The organism is Rhodococcus sp. JVH1 (assembly GCF_000280725.2).
In the GTDB taxonomy this organism is placed as follows: Bacteria; Actinomycetota; Actinomycetes; order Mycobacteriales; family Mycobacteriaceae; genus Rhodococcus_F; species Rhodococcus_F jostii_A.
In genome coordinates this window covers 2,837,502-2,852,985 of record NZ_CP166289.1, presented here as the reverse complement: position 1 = coordinate 2,852,985, position 15,484 = coordinate 2,837,502, and the positions used below count along the sequence as shown (strand labels likewise).

At 66.2% G+C, this 15,484-nt stretch carries 16 protein-coding genes; 11 read left to right on the top strand and 5 right to left on the bottom strand.

Annotated features, from left to right (window positions below):
• Nucleotides 1–83 precede the first annotated feature (83 nt).
• The 9 genes from JVH1_RS12905 to JVH1_RS12865 all read left to right on the top strand — a co-directional run bounded on the left by JVH1_RS12905 (nt 84) and on the right by JVH1_RS12865 (nt 8,952).
• Nucleotides 84–1,301: a cytochrome P450 gene (locus tag JVH1_RS12905; RefSeq protein ID WP_009477735.1), complete on the top strand. Its 1,218-nt coding sequence runs from the start codon at nt 84–86 to the stop codon at nt 1,299–1,301.
• Between the two features lie 62 nt (nt 1,302–1,363).
• Entirely contained in the window at nt 1,364–1,924 is a 561-nt protein-coding gene (locus JVH1_RS12900) for a TetR/AcrR family transcriptional regulator (protein ID WP_009477736.1), read from the top strand.
• A 5-nt stretch (nt 1,925–1,929) separates the two neighbouring features.
• Nucleotides 1,930–3,156: a cytochrome P450 gene (locus JVH1_RS12895; RefSeq protein WP_009477737.1), complete on the top strand. Its 1,227-nt coding sequence runs from the start codon at nt 1,930–1,932 to the stop codon at nt 3,154–3,156.
• Nucleotides 3,149–3,934: an SDR family oxidoreductase gene (locus JVH1_RS12890; protein WP_009477738.1), complete on the top strand. Its 786-nt coding sequence runs from the start codon at nt 3,149–3,151 to the stop codon at nt 3,932–3,934. Before JVH1_RS12895 ends, JVH1_RS12890 begins: the two co-directional genes overlap by 8 nt.
• Nucleotides 3,931–5,283 carry a cytochrome P450 gene (locus tag JVH1_RS12885; protein ID WP_005244575.1) on the top strand — a complete coding sequence of 451 codons (1,353 nt, stop codon included), beginning with the start codon at nt 3,931–3,933 and terminating at the stop codon, nt 5,281–5,283. The genes JVH1_RS12890 and JVH1_RS12885 overlap by 4 nt, the downstream gene beginning before the upstream one ends.
• Nucleotides 5,283–5,498 (top strand): ferredoxin, encoded by a 216-nt coding sequence (locus tag JVH1_RS12880; protein WP_005244574.1) that lies wholly within the window; start codon nt 5,283–5,285, stop codon nt 5,496–5,498. Before JVH1_RS12885 ends, JVH1_RS12880 begins: the two co-directional genes overlap by 1 nt.
• Nucleotides 5,498–6,076 (top strand): hypothetical protein, encoded by a 579-nt coding sequence (locus JVH1_RS12875; RefSeq protein ID WP_009477740.1) that lies wholly within the window; start codon nt 5,498–5,500, stop codon nt 6,074–6,076. Before JVH1_RS12880 ends, JVH1_RS12875 begins: the two co-directional genes overlap by 1 nt.
• The gene (locus tag JVH1_RS12870; RefSeq protein ID WP_043780898.1) at nt 6,070–7,326 is read left to right on the top strand and encodes a hypothetical protein; all 1,257 of its coding nucleotides are present in this window, start codon (nt 6,070–6,072) and stop codon (nt 7,324–7,326) included. The genes JVH1_RS12875 and JVH1_RS12870 overlap by 7 nt, the downstream gene beginning before the upstream one ends.
• 15 nt (nt 7,327–7,341) lie before the next feature.
• Complete coding sequence (locus JVH1_RS12865) at nt 7,342–8,952, top strand: acyl-CoA synthetase (RefSeq protein WP_009477742.1); 1,611 nt, start codon at nt 7,342–7,344, stop codon at nt 8,950–8,952.
• A gap of 43 nt (nt 8,953–8,995) precedes the next feature.
• Here JVH1_RS12865 and JVH1_RS12860 read toward each other — a convergent pair whose 3' ends face one another.
• From JVH1_RS12860 to JVH1_RS12850, 3 genes are all read right to left on the bottom strand, one after another.
• On the bottom strand, nt 8,996–9,661 hold the full coding sequence (locus tag JVH1_RS12860; RefSeq protein WP_009477743.1) for a GNAT family N-acetyltransferase: 666 nt from the start codon (nt 9,659–9,661) through the stop codon (nt 8,996–8,998).
• 101 nt (nt 9,662–9,762) lie between these two features.
• On the bottom strand, nt 9,763–10,248 hold the full coding sequence (locus JVH1_RS12855; RefSeq protein ID WP_009477744.1) for a nitroreductase family deazaflavin-dependent oxidoreductase: 486 nt from the start codon (nt 10,246–10,248) through the stop codon (nt 9,763–9,765).
• A gap of 9 nt (nt 10,249–10,257) precedes the next feature.
• Nucleotides 10,258–11,421 (bottom strand): steroid 3-ketoacyl-CoA thiolase, encoded by a 1,164-nt coding sequence (locus JVH1_RS12850; RefSeq protein ID WP_009477745.1) that lies wholly within the window; start codon nt 11,419–11,421, stop codon nt 10,258–10,260.
• Nucleotides 11,422–11,581: 160 nt separating this feature from the next.
• Here JVH1_RS12850 and JVH1_RS12845 point away from each other — a divergent pair, with 160 nt between their 5' ends.
• Together JVH1_RS12845 and JVH1_RS12840 are read left to right on the top strand one after the other, a co-directional pair.
• On the top strand, nt 11,582–12,838 hold the full coding sequence (locus tag JVH1_RS12845; protein ID WP_009477746.1) for a cytochrome P450: 1,257 nt from the start codon (nt 11,582–11,584) through the stop codon (nt 12,836–12,838).
• 86 nt (nt 12,839–12,924) lie between these two features.
• Nucleotides 12,925–14,181 (top strand): erythromycin esterase family protein, encoded by a 1,257-nt coding sequence (locus JVH1_RS12840; RefSeq protein WP_043780903.1) that lies wholly within the window; start codon nt 12,925–12,927, stop codon nt 14,179–14,181.
• Nucleotides 14,182–14,190: 9 nt separating this feature from the next.
• Here the strand turns inward: JVH1_RS12840 and JVH1_RS12835 are convergent, their stop codons facing one another.
• Together JVH1_RS12835 and JVH1_RS12830 are read right to left on the bottom strand one after the other, a co-directional pair.
• Nucleotides 14,191–14,604, bottom strand: a complete 414-nt coding sequence (locus tag JVH1_RS12835) for a nuclear transport factor 2 family protein (RefSeq protein ID WP_043781031.1) — start codon at nt 14,602–14,604, stop codon at nt 14,191–14,193.
• A 10-nt stretch (nt 14,605–14,614) separates the two neighbouring features.
• On the bottom strand, nt 14,615–15,478 hold the full coding sequence (locus tag JVH1_RS12830; RefSeq protein ID WP_009477749.1) for a TIGR03619 family F420-dependent LLM class oxidoreductase: 864 nt from the start codon (nt 15,476–15,478) through the stop codon (nt 14,615–14,617).
• Nucleotides 15,479–15,484: the final 6 nt, after the last annotated feature.

Here is a 15,484-nt window from a genome sequence, read left to right as displayed (position 1 = left end):
GGCCCAGCATAAGGGCTTCCATTATAAATGAAAGTGTGTAGTTTAAGACGCATCCCATTCGTTTATCGATCGAGGAGCAGTGTATGACCGCGTCTCGGATTGATCTCAAGTCCCCCGACGTCTACGCGGAAGGGGTCCCCTACGCGTTCTTCGACCACCTGCGGGCGAGCGAACCCGTCTATTGGCAGCCCGAGGAGAACGGCACCGGATTCTGGGCGGTCACCAAGCATGCCGACGTCGTCGCCGTGTCCCGCGACAGCGCGACGTTCTCGTCGGCGGTGGGCACCACTCAGATCGACGATTTCGACGAGCTGACCCGCGCGAAGCAGGCCGCCATGCTCGTCAACCTCGACCCGCCCGACCACACCCGGCTGCGGCAGCTCGTCAGCCGCGGATTCACCCCGCGCACAGTCAAAGTGCTCGAGGGTCACATCCGCAACATCTGTGCCCGGATCGTCGATCGGCTGCTCGAGGCACGCGACGTCGACTTCGTTCCCGAGGCGGCGGCACCGTTGCCGCTCGAGGTCATCGCGGCGCTGCTGGGTGCGCCCGCCGGGGACGTGGACAAGCTCTACGACTGGTCCAACCGGATGATCGGCTTCGACGATCCCGAGTACGGCACCACCCAGGCGGACGGCGAAATGGCCGCGGCGGAGATCTTTCTGTACGCCAACGAGCTTGCGGCGCAACGCCGCATCGAGCCTCGCGACGACATCGTCACCAGGCTCGTGCAGCCGGACGAGAACGGCGACACGCTCACCGAGATGGAATTCAACATGTTCTTCGTCCTCCTCGTGGTGGCGGGGAACGAAACGACGCGCAACGCGACCGCCGGTGGGATGCAGGCCTTCATCGATCATCCCGATCAGTGGCGACGACTGCAGTCCGAGCCGGAACTGGCTGCGAGCGCGGTGGAGGAGATCCTGCGGTGGGTGACCCCGGTGATGGATTTCCGGCGCACCGCCACCCGGGACGCCTACATCGGCGATCAGTTGGTCAGGGCCGGCGACAAGGTGGTGATCTATTATCCGAGCGCCAACCGGGACGAGGACGTCTTCGACGAGCCGTACCGGTTCGACATCGGCCGGAGCCCCAACCCGCAGGTCGCGTTCGGCGGTAGCGGGGTGCACTTCTGCCTCGGTGCCCACCTGGCGCGGCTCGAATTGAAGATCCTCTTCGAGACGCTCGCCGCGCGGATCGACCGCGTCGAACCCACCGGGCCAGTCGTCCGGCTGCGGTCGAATTTCATCAGCGGCATCAAGACGATGCCCGTGCGAATTCACCCGCGCAGTCCCGTGTGAGAGCCGATTTTCGTTGCCAGCCGACGGCAACTGTAGTAGCGTCCAGACACGTGTCCAGTAGTATGAATTTCGAGTCCACCCGCCGCCGTCTGACCGAGAAGCAGGCCGACACCGTCGACCGCCTCACCAAAGCGGCAGTCGAAGTACTGCGCGAAGAGGGATTCGCGGGACTCACCGTCCGCTCGGTGGCCGGCATCGCCGGGGTCGCGCCCGCGACGGCCTACACGTACTTCTCGTCCAAGGAGCACCTCGTCGCCGAGGTCTTCTGGCGGCGCCTCGCCGCCTCACCGCAGCCGGTGGACGAGGGACTCGATCGCACCGGACGCGTGGTCGCCGTGCTCCGCCACATCGCACTCCTGGTGGCGGACGAACCCGAACTCGCCGGAGCCGTCACCAACGCACTGCTCGGCCGCGACCCCGACGTGGAACACCTCCGAGCCCGCATCGGGCTGGAGATCCGCGACCGCCTCGCCACCGCACTGGGCGAGGGCCACGATCCCGACGTCCTCGAGGCGCTGGAGCTGTTGTACGCCGGCGGCCTGGTTCGCGCCGGAATGGGATACGGGTCCTACGCCCAATTCGCCGATCGACTCGAAACTTCCGCCAAGCTGATTCTGGAGTAGATGCCATGACCGCAGCCTCGATGCCCGGGGTGTCACACAATCCGGTGACGTTCAACCCGTACGACTATGGCTTCCATGAAGATCCGTACGTCACGTATCGAAGACTGCGGGAAGAAGCGCCGCTCTACTACAACGAGGAACTCGACTTCTGGGCGTTGTCCCGGCACGAGGACGTCGTCGCGGCGTTCCGCGACAACCAGCGCCTGTCGAGCGCGAACGGGGTGTCGCTCGACCCGGCGGCCTACGGTCCGCACGCCCACAAGACGATGTCCTTTCTGGCGCTCGACGATCCGCGGCACATGCGGATGCGGCAGCTGGTGTCCCGCGGCTTCACCCCGCGGCGGGTGAACGAACTGGAGGGGCGGATCCTGGATCTGACGCGACAGTACCTCGACCCGGCGCTCGCGGCGGGTGAGTTCGACTGGATCGGCGAGTTCGCCGGCAAGCTCCCGATGGACGTGATCTCGGAACTGATGGGGGTGCCGGAGGCCGACCGCGTCGAACTCCGGCGCCTCGCCGACCTGGTGGTGCACCGCGAGGAGGGCGTCCTCGACGTGCCCCACGCCGCGATGGAGGCGTCGCTCTACCTCGTCGGCTACTACGCCGACATGCTGGCCGAGCGGCGCAGGAAACCGACCGAGGACCTCACGTCCGCCCTGCTCGAGGCGGAGATCGACGGCGACCGGCTCACCGACGACGAGATCATCGCCTTCATGTTCCTGATGGTCGTGGCGGGCAACGAGACCACCACCAAACTCCTCGGCAATGCGCTGTACTGGGGTTTCCGCTATCCGGGCCAGGCTCGGAACGTGTTCGAGGATGCGAGTCGGGTGCCGGAGTGGGTGGAGGAGACCCTGCGCTTCGACACGTCCAGCCAGATGGTCGCGCGGACGGCGTCCGTCGACCTGGACTTCCACGATCGGACGATTCCCGCCGGCGACAAGGTGCTGATCCTCATCGGCTCCGCGAACCGCGACTCGGCGGTGTTCGAGGACGCCGACGAATACCGGATCGGCCGGGACACGTCCAACAAGCTCGCGAGCTTCGGCGGCGGCACCCACTTCTGCCTGGGCGCCCACATGGCGCGGCTCGAAGCGCGGATCGCGCTCACCGAACTCGTCTCCCGCATCGACGACTACGACATCGACGAGGCGAACAGTGTGCGCGTCCACTCGACCAACGTGCGCGGTTTCGCCACCCTCCCCATGAAAGTGCAGGTCCGCGATGCCTAGGTTCGAGCCCAACCCGCAGCGTCGCCCGTCGATCGTCGCCGGGGCGTCGTCGGGAATCGGCACGGCGACCGCCTACGCGCTGGCCGAGGCCGGTCACCCCGTCGCGCTCGGTGCCCGCCGGGTGGCCGACTGTGAGGAGATCGCGGAGAAGATCCGCAGCAACGGGGGAGAGGCGTTCGCGCACTACCTCGACGTCACCGACACCGCATCCGTCGACGAATTCGTCACGGCGGCGGAAGAGGTGCTCGGTCCCACCGAGATCGCGTTGTCGGGGGCCGGCGACCTGGAGTTCTCCGTCGCGCACGAGATGGACCCTGACCAGTTCCTGGGACAGGTCGACGTCCACCTGGTCGGTGCGCAGCGTCTCGCGCACCGCATCCTTCCCGGCATGATCGAACGCAGGCGCGGAGACTTCGTCCTGATCGGATCCGATTGCGCCGACACCCCCCGGCCCCGGATGGGCGCCTACAACGCCGCGAAGGCCGGTGTCGAGATGATGGGCCGGCAGATGCGAATGGAACTGGAAGGCACCGGCGTCCGGGCGTCGGTCGTGCGTCCGGGACCCACGCAGACGTCCATGGGGATGAACACCACCGAGGAGGTCATCGGACCCGTCCTCGAAGACTGGGCGAAATGGGGATTCGCCCGGCACTCGTACTTCCTGCGCGCCTCCGCGATCGCGGACGCCGTCGTCGCCGCCGTCAGTGCGCCCCGCGGTGCACACGTGGTGCTGATCGAGGTGCAGCCCGAGGCGCCCCTGCGAAAGGACGGAGAATGAACCTGGCTACCCCGCAACGTGTGTCCGGCGGTGAGCACGAGCACGGACATCTCGAAGAATTGCGCACCGACCCGATCGCGCTGATGCGCCGTGTCCGGGAGGAGTGCGGCAACGTCGGCGTGTTCCAGCTCGCCGACAAGAAGGTGGTGCTGCTGTCCGGCGCCGAGGCCAACGAATTCTTCTTCCGCTCCACCGACGAGGATCTCGACCAGCAGGCCGCCTACCCGTTCATGAAGCCGATCTTCGGCGAGGGGGTCGTCTTCGACGCGAGCCCCGAACGTCGCAAGGAGATGCTGCACAACCAGGCGTTGCGCGGCGAGCAGATGAAGGGCCACGCCGCGACGATCGCGCACGAGGTCGACCGCATGGTGGCGCAGTGGGGCGACGAGGGGGAGATCGATCTCCTCGAATTCTTCGCGGAGCTGACCATTTACACGTCCTCGGCCTGCCTGATCGGTAAGAAGTTCCGGGAGCAACTCGACGGCCGGTTCGCGCACCTCTACCACGAGCTCGAGCAGGGCACCGACCCCATCGCGTACGTCGACGCCTACGCCCCGATCGAGAGCTTCCGCCGGCGGGACGAGGCGAGGGTGCAGTTGGTGGCCCTCGTCCAGGAGATCATGAACGGGCGCATCGAGAACCCTCCTCAGGGCAAGGAGGATCGCGACATGCTCGACGTGCTCGTCTCGATCAAGGACGAGGACGGCAACGAGCGCTTCACGGCGGACGAGATCACCGGCATGTTCATCTCGATGATGTTCGCCGGGCACCACACCACGTCCGGCACCGCGGCCTGGACCCTGATCGAGTTGCTGCGGCACCCGGACTACGCGAAACAGGTGGTCGCCGAACTCGACGACCTCTATTCGGACGGCTCCGACATCAGCTTCGGGGCGCTCCGGCAGATCCCGAAACTCGAAGCGGTGCTGAAGGAGACGCTGCGGTTGCACCCGCCGCTGATCATCCTGCTGCGCGTCGCGCGGGGCGAGTTCGAAGTCGGGGGCTACCGGATCGCCGAGAACGACCTGGTGGCAGCCACACCGGCGATATCCAACCGGATCGCGGAGGACTTCCCGAACCCCGACACGTTCGATCCCGAGCGTTACATCGACCCCAACCAGGAAGACATCGTCAACCGCTGGACGTGGATTCCGTTCGGCGCGGGCAGGCACCGCTGCGTCGGGGCCGCGTTCGCGCTGATGCAGTTGAAGGCGATCTTCTCGATTCTTCTGCAGGACTGGGAGTTCGAGATGGCACAACCCTCCGAGACGTACCGCAACGATCACAGCAAGATGGTGGTGCAGCTGCAGCAGCCGTGCACCGTGAGGTACCGGAAGCGAAGCACGTGATGAAGGTCGAAGCCGATCTCGACCTGTGCCAGGGTCATGCCGTGTGCGAGATGGAGGCACCCGACGTCTTCGTCGTCCCGAAGCACGGCAAGGTCGAGATCCTCGACACCGACCCACCCGAGAACCTGCGCGCGGAAGTCGAGAGCGCCGTGCGTTTCTGCCCGACCCAGGCCCTGCGGATCCTCGCGGACGACGACTCTGAAGGAGACAGCTGATGGTGCAGTTCGATCGAAGGATCGGCCCGGAGGTGCAGTTCGATCGTGCGGAGCTCGATGAGATGGTGCAGCGTTGGGTGGACGAGAACAAGCGGTGCGAATCGCTCGGCGACTGGAAGCCGCTGGCCGAGATGTACACCGAGGACGCCACGTACGGATGGAACTACGGGCCGAAGGACGACTTCATGGCCGTCGGCCGGGACGAGATCCGCGACCTTGCACTCGGGCAGGAAATGGACGGGCTCGAGGGCTGGGAGTACCCGTACCAGCAGTTCGTCATCGACGACCGCAGCGGCGACGTCATCGGATTCTGGAAGCAGGTGTCCGAACGAACCCGCGACGACGGCACGCACTATCAGGTGACGGGAATCGGCGGCAGCTGGTTTCGGTACGGCGGAAACTTCCAATGGTCCTGGCAGCGTGACTTCTTCGACTTCGGTAACGTCTCGAGCCTGTTCCTCGAGATGATCACGAACAACGCGATGTCCGACGGCATGAACGCGCGGATCGAGCGCGCGACGTCCGGTCGGCCGCCGGGGTGGTATCCGGTCGGCAAGGCCCCGGTCCCGCTGTGGTGAGTACGGTGAAGGTTCCGTCGTCGTTCGCCGATCTGTCCCGCGAGGATCTCGCGATTCTCGTTCCGGAACTGCTCCTGTGCGGTCATCTCATCGACCGCTCCGGTATGCCGCACCTGATCGGGGCGTTCGGTCGCGAGGGCATGACGCAGGTCGCAATCGAGGAGTGGATGGCGTCGAGCCCCCTCTACACGCGGCGGATGCAACGTGCGCTGGGATTCGAGGGCGACGGCGTCGTGACGATCTTCAAGGGTCTGCAACTCGACATCGGTGCGCCGCCCCAGTTCATGGACTTCCGGTACCACGTCACCGATCACGATCACGGCGAGTTCTGGCTGGATCACTGCGGGGCGTTGATGGACGTCGAACCGATGGGCGACGAGTACGTCACGGCGATGTGCCACGACATCGAGGACCCGACGTTCGACGCCACCGCACTGGCCACCAACCCGCACGCGCAGGTGCGTCCCGTGCACCGTCCGCCCCGCAGACCTGCGGACCGGACACCGCACTGCCTCTGGACGGTCACCATCGACGACACAAACGTGCCACCTCCGATTCCGGAAGGGCTGGTGACGGTGGGGAAGTCGCGGGCGGCGACGGTCGAGTTGTCGCCGATCGTCACCGGCGGGCCGGGACAGCACGACTACGCGGGTGCGCTCCTCGACGACCTGCGGTTCCCGGACTTCTCCCATTCGGCTCTGACCCGGATCGCGGAGGAGGTGTGCCTGCAGCAGCACCTGCTGACCCTCGGTTTCCTGCTCGCGGTGCGGGCCCGCACCGATGCCGAAGCCGCACTCGACATCGCGCGCAAGCAACTCACCGGCATCGCCGGCCTCACGTCGGAACGGATCCGGAACGCGCTCGGGCTACCCGCTGATCTCGAGGGTCTCGCCGTCGTCCTCGCCGTGCATCCGGCGTTCAATCCCCGTCAGTACGTGGACGTCACGATCACCCTCGGCGACCGCATGCTGCTGACCCTCGGCCGGAACTGCGGAGCCGGGGAGGACGGCGCGTGGCCGTCCATGATCGACGCCGAGCACCTCGGGCCGTTGACTGCGCTCGTGCGCGGGGTGTCGCCGCGGTTCGCGGTGCAGGTGGTCGAGGAGACGGAAGCGGTGCTGACCGTGGAGATCGTGATCGGTGAGCCGCCCGCGAAGGAAGCACCCGAGGTGGCGCTCACCCGGTTCAGCACGGGAGCCGACTTCGCGTTCACCGATCGAGGAATACCCCTACCACTCACAGTCGTCTGAGAGAGGACGCCCCCCGTGGCTTACAACCTTGCAGACCTCTTCGACCATTCCGTCGACGCGATGCCGGAACGGGTGGCGCTGATCTGCGGCGCCCGACGCGTCACCTACCGCGAGCTGGAGGACCGCGCCAACAGGCTGGCCCACCACTTCCTGGAGGTCGGGCTGACCACCGGCTCGCACATCGGCGTGCACCTGCACAACTCCATCGAGACCATGGAGACGTTGCTGGCGGCGTACAAGATTCGTGCGGTCCCGGTCAACATCAACTACCGCTACACCAGCGACGAACTCGCCTACGTCTACGGCAACGCGGAACTCGACGCCGTGGTCCATCATCGGCTCTATTCGCCGCGCATCGCGGAGGTCCTGCCTTCGCTGCCGAGGATCCGGCACACCGTTGTCGTCGAGGACGATCTCGGCGGCGCCGGTGTGCCCAGCGACTCGGTGCCGTACGAGGAGGCGCTGTCCGGCAGTGGCGACCGGGATTTCGGCGAACGGAGCTCCGAAGACCTGTTCATCATGTACACCGGCGGCACCACCGGACGTCCGAAGGGTGTGGTGTGGACGCACGAGGCGATCTGGCGCGTCCTCGCGGGCGGTCTCGACTTCTACACCGGTGAGGCGATCGAGGACGAGTACCAGCAGTCGCGGGTCGGGTCGCAGAGTGAGCCGACCCTGTGGTTCGCGTTGCCGCCGTTGATCCACGCGGCCGCGATGATGCCGACGTTCACCGCGCTGTTCAGCGGAAACACCGTGCTGCTGGAATCGAAGTTCGACGCCGACCGGACGTGGGAACTCGTCGAGCGGCACAAGGTACAGATCCTCATCATCACCGGCGACGCGATGGGACGGCCGCTGATCGAGGCGCATCAGCCGTCGCGCACCGACACGTCGAGCCTGGGTGTCGTGGCATCCGGGGCCGCGCTGTTCTCACCGGTGATCAAGGACGCCTTCCTCGACGCGTTCCCGGGACTGCTGGTGTCCGATTCGATCGGCGCGTCGGAAACAGGCTTCGGCGGAATCGGTTTCGCGACCAAGGGGGAGAAACAGGTGGGCGGTCCCCGGGTACCTGCCGGCCGGTACGCCCTGGTGATCGACGAGGACGACGTTCCCGTCGAGCCGGGCTCGGGGAGGGACGGCTGGTTCGCGAAGGGCGGGTACGTCCCGCTGGGTTACTACAACGACCCGGAGAAGACCCGGGAGATCTTCCGGGAGGTCGACGGGCGACCGGTCGTCGTCACCGGCGACCGCGCGCGGATCGAGGCCGACGGATCGATCACCCTGCTCGGCCGCGGCAACATGGTGATCAACACCGGCGGCGAGAAGGTGTTCGCCGAAGAGGTCGAGAGTGCGGTGAAGTCATACCGCGACGTCTACGACGCCATCGTGGTCGGCGTCCCCGACGAACGGTGGGGGCACCGGGTCTCCGCGGTCGTGCAGGCGCGCGACGGTCGGGGCGTCGACTTCGCCGGACTCGAGGAATACGTGCGGCAGAGCCTGGCCGGCTACAAGATTCCGCGGCTGGTGTGGGTGGAAGACACCGTCCAGCGCACACCGAGTGGCAAGCCCGATTACCGCTGGGCTCAGGGCGTCACCAAACAGCGCGACCCCGACCACCGCACGTGAGTGGCGAAGCGTGCGGGAGCACGCTTCGCCACTCACGTACGGGTCAGGCGGGAGCGCGGACGACCAGGACCGTTCCCGGGAACTCCGCGGCAAGCTCCTGACGGCTGTGCTTCACGGCCGCGGTGCCGTAGCCCTTCTTCCGGGCGTCGGGGGCGATCCAGATGGCCACGTCGACCTCGCGTCCCGACAGTTCACCGAACACCATGCCGACGGCCGTGTTCTCCGCGGTGTCCTCGCACACGAACCATGCCGCGGACTCGTCGTCGACTCGGCTCAGGCCTTCCGTGCGTTCCTTCTCGACCCGCTCCGCGGACCACTGCGTGCCCGCGTCGTCGACCTGCTCGCCGCAGCGGCGCCGGAACAGTTCGGCGTCTTCCTCGGTGTCGGTGAACGGACGGAGGCGGAAGTTCCGCCCGGTGCTCGCCGGCCGGTCCGTCGACGTCCATTCGAGGGTGGCGTCGAGGTCCTTCAGTTCCGTCTGGATGCGGAGCCGTTCGACCTTGGTGAGGCGGCGGAACGTCAGGTTGAGGACGGCTTCCGCGTACGCCTCGGACGTGTCGAGGAGCCCGGCGACGGTGGTGAGGGCCTCGGCGTGATCCTCGCTGTCGACGATGGCGTCGAGCACCTCGTGGCGCTGCTCGAGTGCACGCAGCAGTACCGCGGTGAGCTCTCGACGGTCGTGTATCCGATCTTGAACCTGTGTACTCATGTCTGCAATTCCTCGCCTCGGCCGTCGTACAAGTCCGTACGCGTCAATACTGCAAGAAGTCGTCCGACATGGCACCCGTTACTCGGCGGTACATACACGCTCTATCGGGGAGTGCAGACCACGACGGGGATCGTGCGGTCGGTCCAGGCCTGGTAGTTGTCGAAATCCGGATACATGTCGACGAGCCGCGGCCACAGGCGCGCGCGTTCCTCGGGGTCCGCCACGTGGGCGGTCATCGGCCGGACCCGCGACTTCACCTGGACGGTCACGTCGGGGTTCGCGCGCAGGTTGAGGTACCACATCGGGTGCTTCGGGAGGCCGCCCTGCGAGGCGACGAGGACGATGCGGTCGCCGTCCTCGAGGAACAGCAGCGGGCTGATCCGCGGCTCGCCGCTCTTCCGTCCCGTGGTGGTGAGCAGGCAGACGGGCAACCCGCGGGGGAAGGCGCTGCCCACCCGCCACTTGCTGCCCAGTCGCCCGCCCGTCCGCCGGTACAGCACGACGTTGATCTTCGACATCCACTTGATGAAGGAGACCGTCCACTTCGAGTCGAGGCCGGGCGGTCGGGCGGGTGCGGGTGCGTTCATCAGGAAATCCTAGATCCGCTCGATGATGGTTCCGGTGGCGAGTGCGCCGCCGGCGCACATCGTGATCAGTGCCGTCGACCCGTCGGTGCGCTCGAGTTCGTGCAGCGCGGTGGTGATGAGCCGAGAGCCGGTGCTGCCCACGGGATGTCCGAGTGCGAGCGCACCGCCGTTGACGTTGACCCTGTCCATGTCGGGCTCGTGCACCGACGCCCACGACAGCAGCACCGACGCGAACGCTTCGTTCACCTCGAACAAGTCGAGGTCGCCGATCTTCATGCCGCTGCGTTCGAGGACGCGCGCCGTGGCCTGGACGGGACCGTCGAGGTGGAATTCGGGTTCGGAGCCGACGAGCGCCTGGGAGATGATGCGGGCCCGGGGTTTCAGACCGAGGGCGCGCGCCCTGGCCTCGTCCATCAGCATGACGGCGGCGGCGCCGTCGGAGATCTGCGAGGACGTGCCCGCCGTGTGGATGCCGCCCTCGAGTACGGGCTTCAGCTTGGCGAGCGACTCCGCGGTGGTGTCGCGCAGACCCTGATCGCGCGTCACGACCCGGGTCTCACCGGTGAGGTTGCCGTCCTTGTCGACGACGGGTGCGGTCACCTGCAGCACTTCCCGGTCGAAACGCCCTTCGTCCCAGGCCTGCTTGGCGCGTGCCTGCGAACGGACTCCGAGCGCCTCGACGTCGGCGCGGGTGATTCCGCGGCGACGGGCGATGCGTTCGGCCGCCTCGAACTGGTTGGGCATGTCGATGTCCCAGTCGGCGGGCCTGCGCGGTCCGGCGTTCTCGCCGACGTTCGCGCCGAGCGGCACCTGGCTCATCGCTTCGATGCCGCAGGCGATTCCGACGTCGATCGCGTCGGTGGCGATCAGACCGGCGACGAGGTGGTTGGCCTGCTGCGCGGAGCCGCACTGGCAGTCGATCGTGGTGGCGCCGACCTGCCAGGGCAGTCCGGCATGCAGCCACGCTGTCCGGGTGATGTTGTTCGACTGCGCACCGGCCTGGGTGACGCAACCACCGATCACCTGCTCCACCAGTTCGGGGTCGATGCCGGAGCGGTCGATGATGCCCCGCTGAGCGGCGCCGAGGATCTCGACGGCGTGCAATCCGGACAGCCAGCCACCGCGCTTTCCGATCGGGGTGCGTACTGCCTCGACGATTACTGGTGTGCCCACGGTGGGCTCCTTTCCTTGTCCTCAGAAAATAGAACAGGTTCTGCTGTCCGGGCAAGGTCTGAATGAGCTTTCCTTTGCTAGTCGCCCGGCTTGTGCTTCAATGCTAGTAGAACGTGTTCCACATCACGGAGTGGTGTATGGCTTAGGGCAGGAGACAGCAGTGGCGCAGCCCAATCTTCCAGAGGGTTTCGACTTCACCGACCCGGACGTCTACGCAGAGCGCATCCCCTACCAGGAATTCGCCGAACTGCGGAAGACTGCCCCGATCTGGTGGAACCCGCAGCCGCCGGAGATCGGTGGCTTCCACGACGACGGCTACTGGGTCGTCAGCAAGCTCGAGGACGTCAAGGAGGTGTCGCGGCGCAGCGACGTCTTCTCCACACACGAGAACACCGCGATCGTGCGCTTCGCCGACGACATTCCGCGCGAGAACATCGAGATGCAGCGGTTCATCCTCATCAACAAGGACGCTCCCGAGCACACCAAGCTCCGCAAACTCGTCTCCCGCGGCTTCACGCCCCGCGCGATCAACAGCCTGCGCGAAGAACTCACCGAACGCGCCGAGAAGATCGTGAAGGAGGCCGCCGAATCGGGGGCAGGCGACTTCGTCACCCAGGTGGCGTGTGAACTTCCGCTGCAGGCGATCGCCGAACTGCTCGGTGTGCCGCAGGAGGATCGCCTGAAGGTCTTCGACTGGTCGAACCAGATGACGGGCTACGACGACCCCGAACTGGACATCGACCCGCAGGCCGCGTCGATGGAGATCCTCGGCTACGCGTACCAGATGGCGGACGAGCGCAAGAAGTGCCCCGCCGACGACATCGTCACGACGCTGATCGAAGCGGATATCGATGGAAATGAGCTTTCTCCCGAGGAATTCGGTTTCTTCGTGATCCTGCTGGCGGTCGCAGGCAACGAGACCACCCGCAATGCCATCACACACGGGATGATGGCGTTCCTGGACCATCCCGATCAGTGGGAGCTCTATAAGAAGGAGCGCCCCAAGACGACGGCGGACGAGATCGTCCGGTGGGCGACCCCGGTCAACTCGTTCCAGCGCACCGCACTGGAAGACACCGAACTCGGCGGAGTGCAGATCAAGAAGGGGCAGCGAGTCGTAATGCTGTACGGCTCCGCGAACTTCGACGAGGACGCGTTCGAGAACCCGGAGAAGTTCGACATCATGCGGGAGAACAACCCGCACGTCGGATTCGGCGGAACGGGCGCACACTTCTGCCTCGGCGCCAATCTGGCGCGACTCGAGATCGACCTGATCTTCAATGCGATTGCGGATCACCTGCCCGATATCAGTAAGCTGGGAGATCCGCGGCGGTTGCGCTCGGGCTGGCTCAACGGTATCAAGGAGTTTCAGGTCGATTACAAGACTGCGTCAGGCGGTTGCCCGGTCAGACACTGACCCCCTGATTCAGCGGCGTCGGAGGGCACCCTCATCCTCTCCGACGCCGCTGTTCTCCTTCTGTCCGAGGAAGGTGGGAGTAGGTCGTGACTGTGCGGTCCATCGTCCACGACCTGGGTGGCATGTTCTCGGCGCCGGGAGACCCGAGCGTCACCGCTGCCATCGGCGCATTCCTCCGCCGCCTGGACCCCGCGCCCCGTCTCCTCGGGTTCGGCGAGCCCATGCACGGGGAGGAGAGCTTCCTGCTGCTCCGCAATCAGGTGTTCCGGTTCCTCGTCGAACACGAGGGCTATCGCTCCATCGCGATCGAAAGCAGTTGCCTGAAGGGGATACTCGTCGACTCCTTCGTGCGGGGCGCGGACCACCGGTCGCTCGACGACGTCATGCAGCACGGTTTCAGCCACGGCTTCGGTGAGTCCCGGGCGAACCGCGACCTGATCGAGTGGATGGCCGAATACAACCGTCGACGCGAACCGGACGAGCAACTCCGATTCTTCGGATTCGACGCCCCCATCGAGATGACGTCCGCGGACAGCCCGAGGCAGGCCCTGACCTTCCTCGACACCTACCTGCGGACCCACCTCGACGAGCAGGATCTGCCCTGCACTCCGGACAGGATCTCCGCGCTGATCGGCGACGACGACCGCTGGAGCAACCCGGCCGTCGCCGTGGACCCGGCCCAGGCCGTCGGTGCCACCCACGAGGCCGTCGAGTTGCGTCTCGTCGCCGACGACCTGATGGCGCTGCTCGCGTCGCAGGTGCCTCGCCTCGTCGACGAAGGCACGCGAGACGAAGTGTGGGAGGCCGAGCTTCACGGTCGCGTTGCCACCCGCCTGCTCAGCTATCACGCGGGAATGGCAGAGAACTCTCCACGCCGCATCACGAGGCTCCTGGGAATCCGCGACACCCTCATGGCGGACAACCTGTCCGCGCTGGTGCAGCGGGAGGCCGACCGAGGCCCGACGTTCGTCTTCGCTCACAACGGCCATCTGTCGACAGGCGAAACCCACTGGGATCTCGCTGGACTGCATCTGCACTGGTGGTGCGCCGGTGCCCACCTGGGCCTGCGGCTCGGCGATGCGTACACGGTCATAGGTGGGGCCGTCGGGGAGGCGCCCGGCCACGGCATCGGGACGCCGCCACCCGACTCCGTCGAGGGCCGGCTCTTCGCCGTGGGGGAGAGCTGTCTCGTACCTGCCGCGCCGGTGGCCCGCAGGACCGGCGACGTGGAGAAGCGTGCCGATCCGTCGGGCAACTCCACGTACTTCCCGCTGGACCCCGCCGGCCTCGGCGAACTCGACGCGATCCTCTTCGTCCGGCACCTCGACGACGCCGGCACGTGAGCCGGGCGCTCAGACCTTGCGCAGTGTCTTCATCGCCCGCTCGACCTCCCAGAAGGCCCGCAGGGACGTGATCTTGCCGTCCTCGTTCACGCGATAGATGATTACGCACTCGGCGTCGATCTGCGATCCCCCAACGATCGACCGTATGGTCCCGATGTTCGCGTTCTCGTTCCCGCACACCAGTGAATCGGAGATGAGGAACTCGATCGATTCGGTGGTCGCGATCGTCATGTCGTAGAACCGGGAGATCGCGTCGAGGCCGCGGTGACCCTTGCCTTCGGGGTCGAAACCCGAAGGGCCGACCGGGTCTTCGACAATCGCGTCCTCGGCGAACAGGGCCAGCCACTCGTCCTTGCGCCTGCCGCTCGCCGCCTCGCGGGAAGCCTGCCCGGCGAGGCGGGCAGGATGGTCCGTCGTCGTCATGTCCACACCCCTATCCGATGTACTGGTCGGCGAACTTGCGCAGCGAGTCCTGCTTGGCCTCGAGTGGTCCGTCGAAGCCGATGCCGTCGAAAACCCACGGGACGACGATCGTGTCGGTCACTCCGGCGTCCGCCAATTCGGCGTAGCCGTCCTTGCCGAAACGGTCGATGCACACGGTCTGGATCTCGTAGGGCAGATCGGCTCGGCCGTACTCCTCCCGGAGTTCCCGCAATCGCGTGATGACCTGGACGAGATCGTCGAACTTGATCATCGCGGACGTCCAGCCGTCGCCCACCCGGGCGGCGCGCCGCAGCGCGACATCGGTGTGTCCGCCGACGTAGAACGGCACCGGCTTCGTCGGCGCCGGGCTCATCTGCAGGCGGTCGAAGTCGAAGAACTCGCCGTGGTACTCGACCATGCCGCCGCCGAGGATCAGCTTGATGACGTCGATCATCTCGTCGACGCGCGCACCACGCTTCTTGTACGGCACTCCGCACCATTCGAATTCTTCGGGTGCCCAGCCGATCCCGACGCCGAACCCGAAACGGTTACCGATGAGGTTGGCGACCGAACCCACCTGGCGGGCGAGGAGCACCGGGTTGCGGGAGCCCAGTTTGAGGACCTGGGTGTAGAACTCAATCTTCGACGTCACCGCGCCCATCGCGGCCGCCGCGATCAGCGGATCCACCCACGGGGTTTCCTCGTTCCACATCCGCGAGCCGTCCGGTGTGTACGGGTAGTCGGCGCTCTGCTTCTCCATGAAGAACAGTGAGTCGGGGAGGGCGATGGACGAGAACCCGCACTCCTCGGCTGTTCTCGCGAGAGCAGGCAGTTGGTCGAGGGGATTCATGGCGATGCCGACGGTGAACTTCATGGTGAT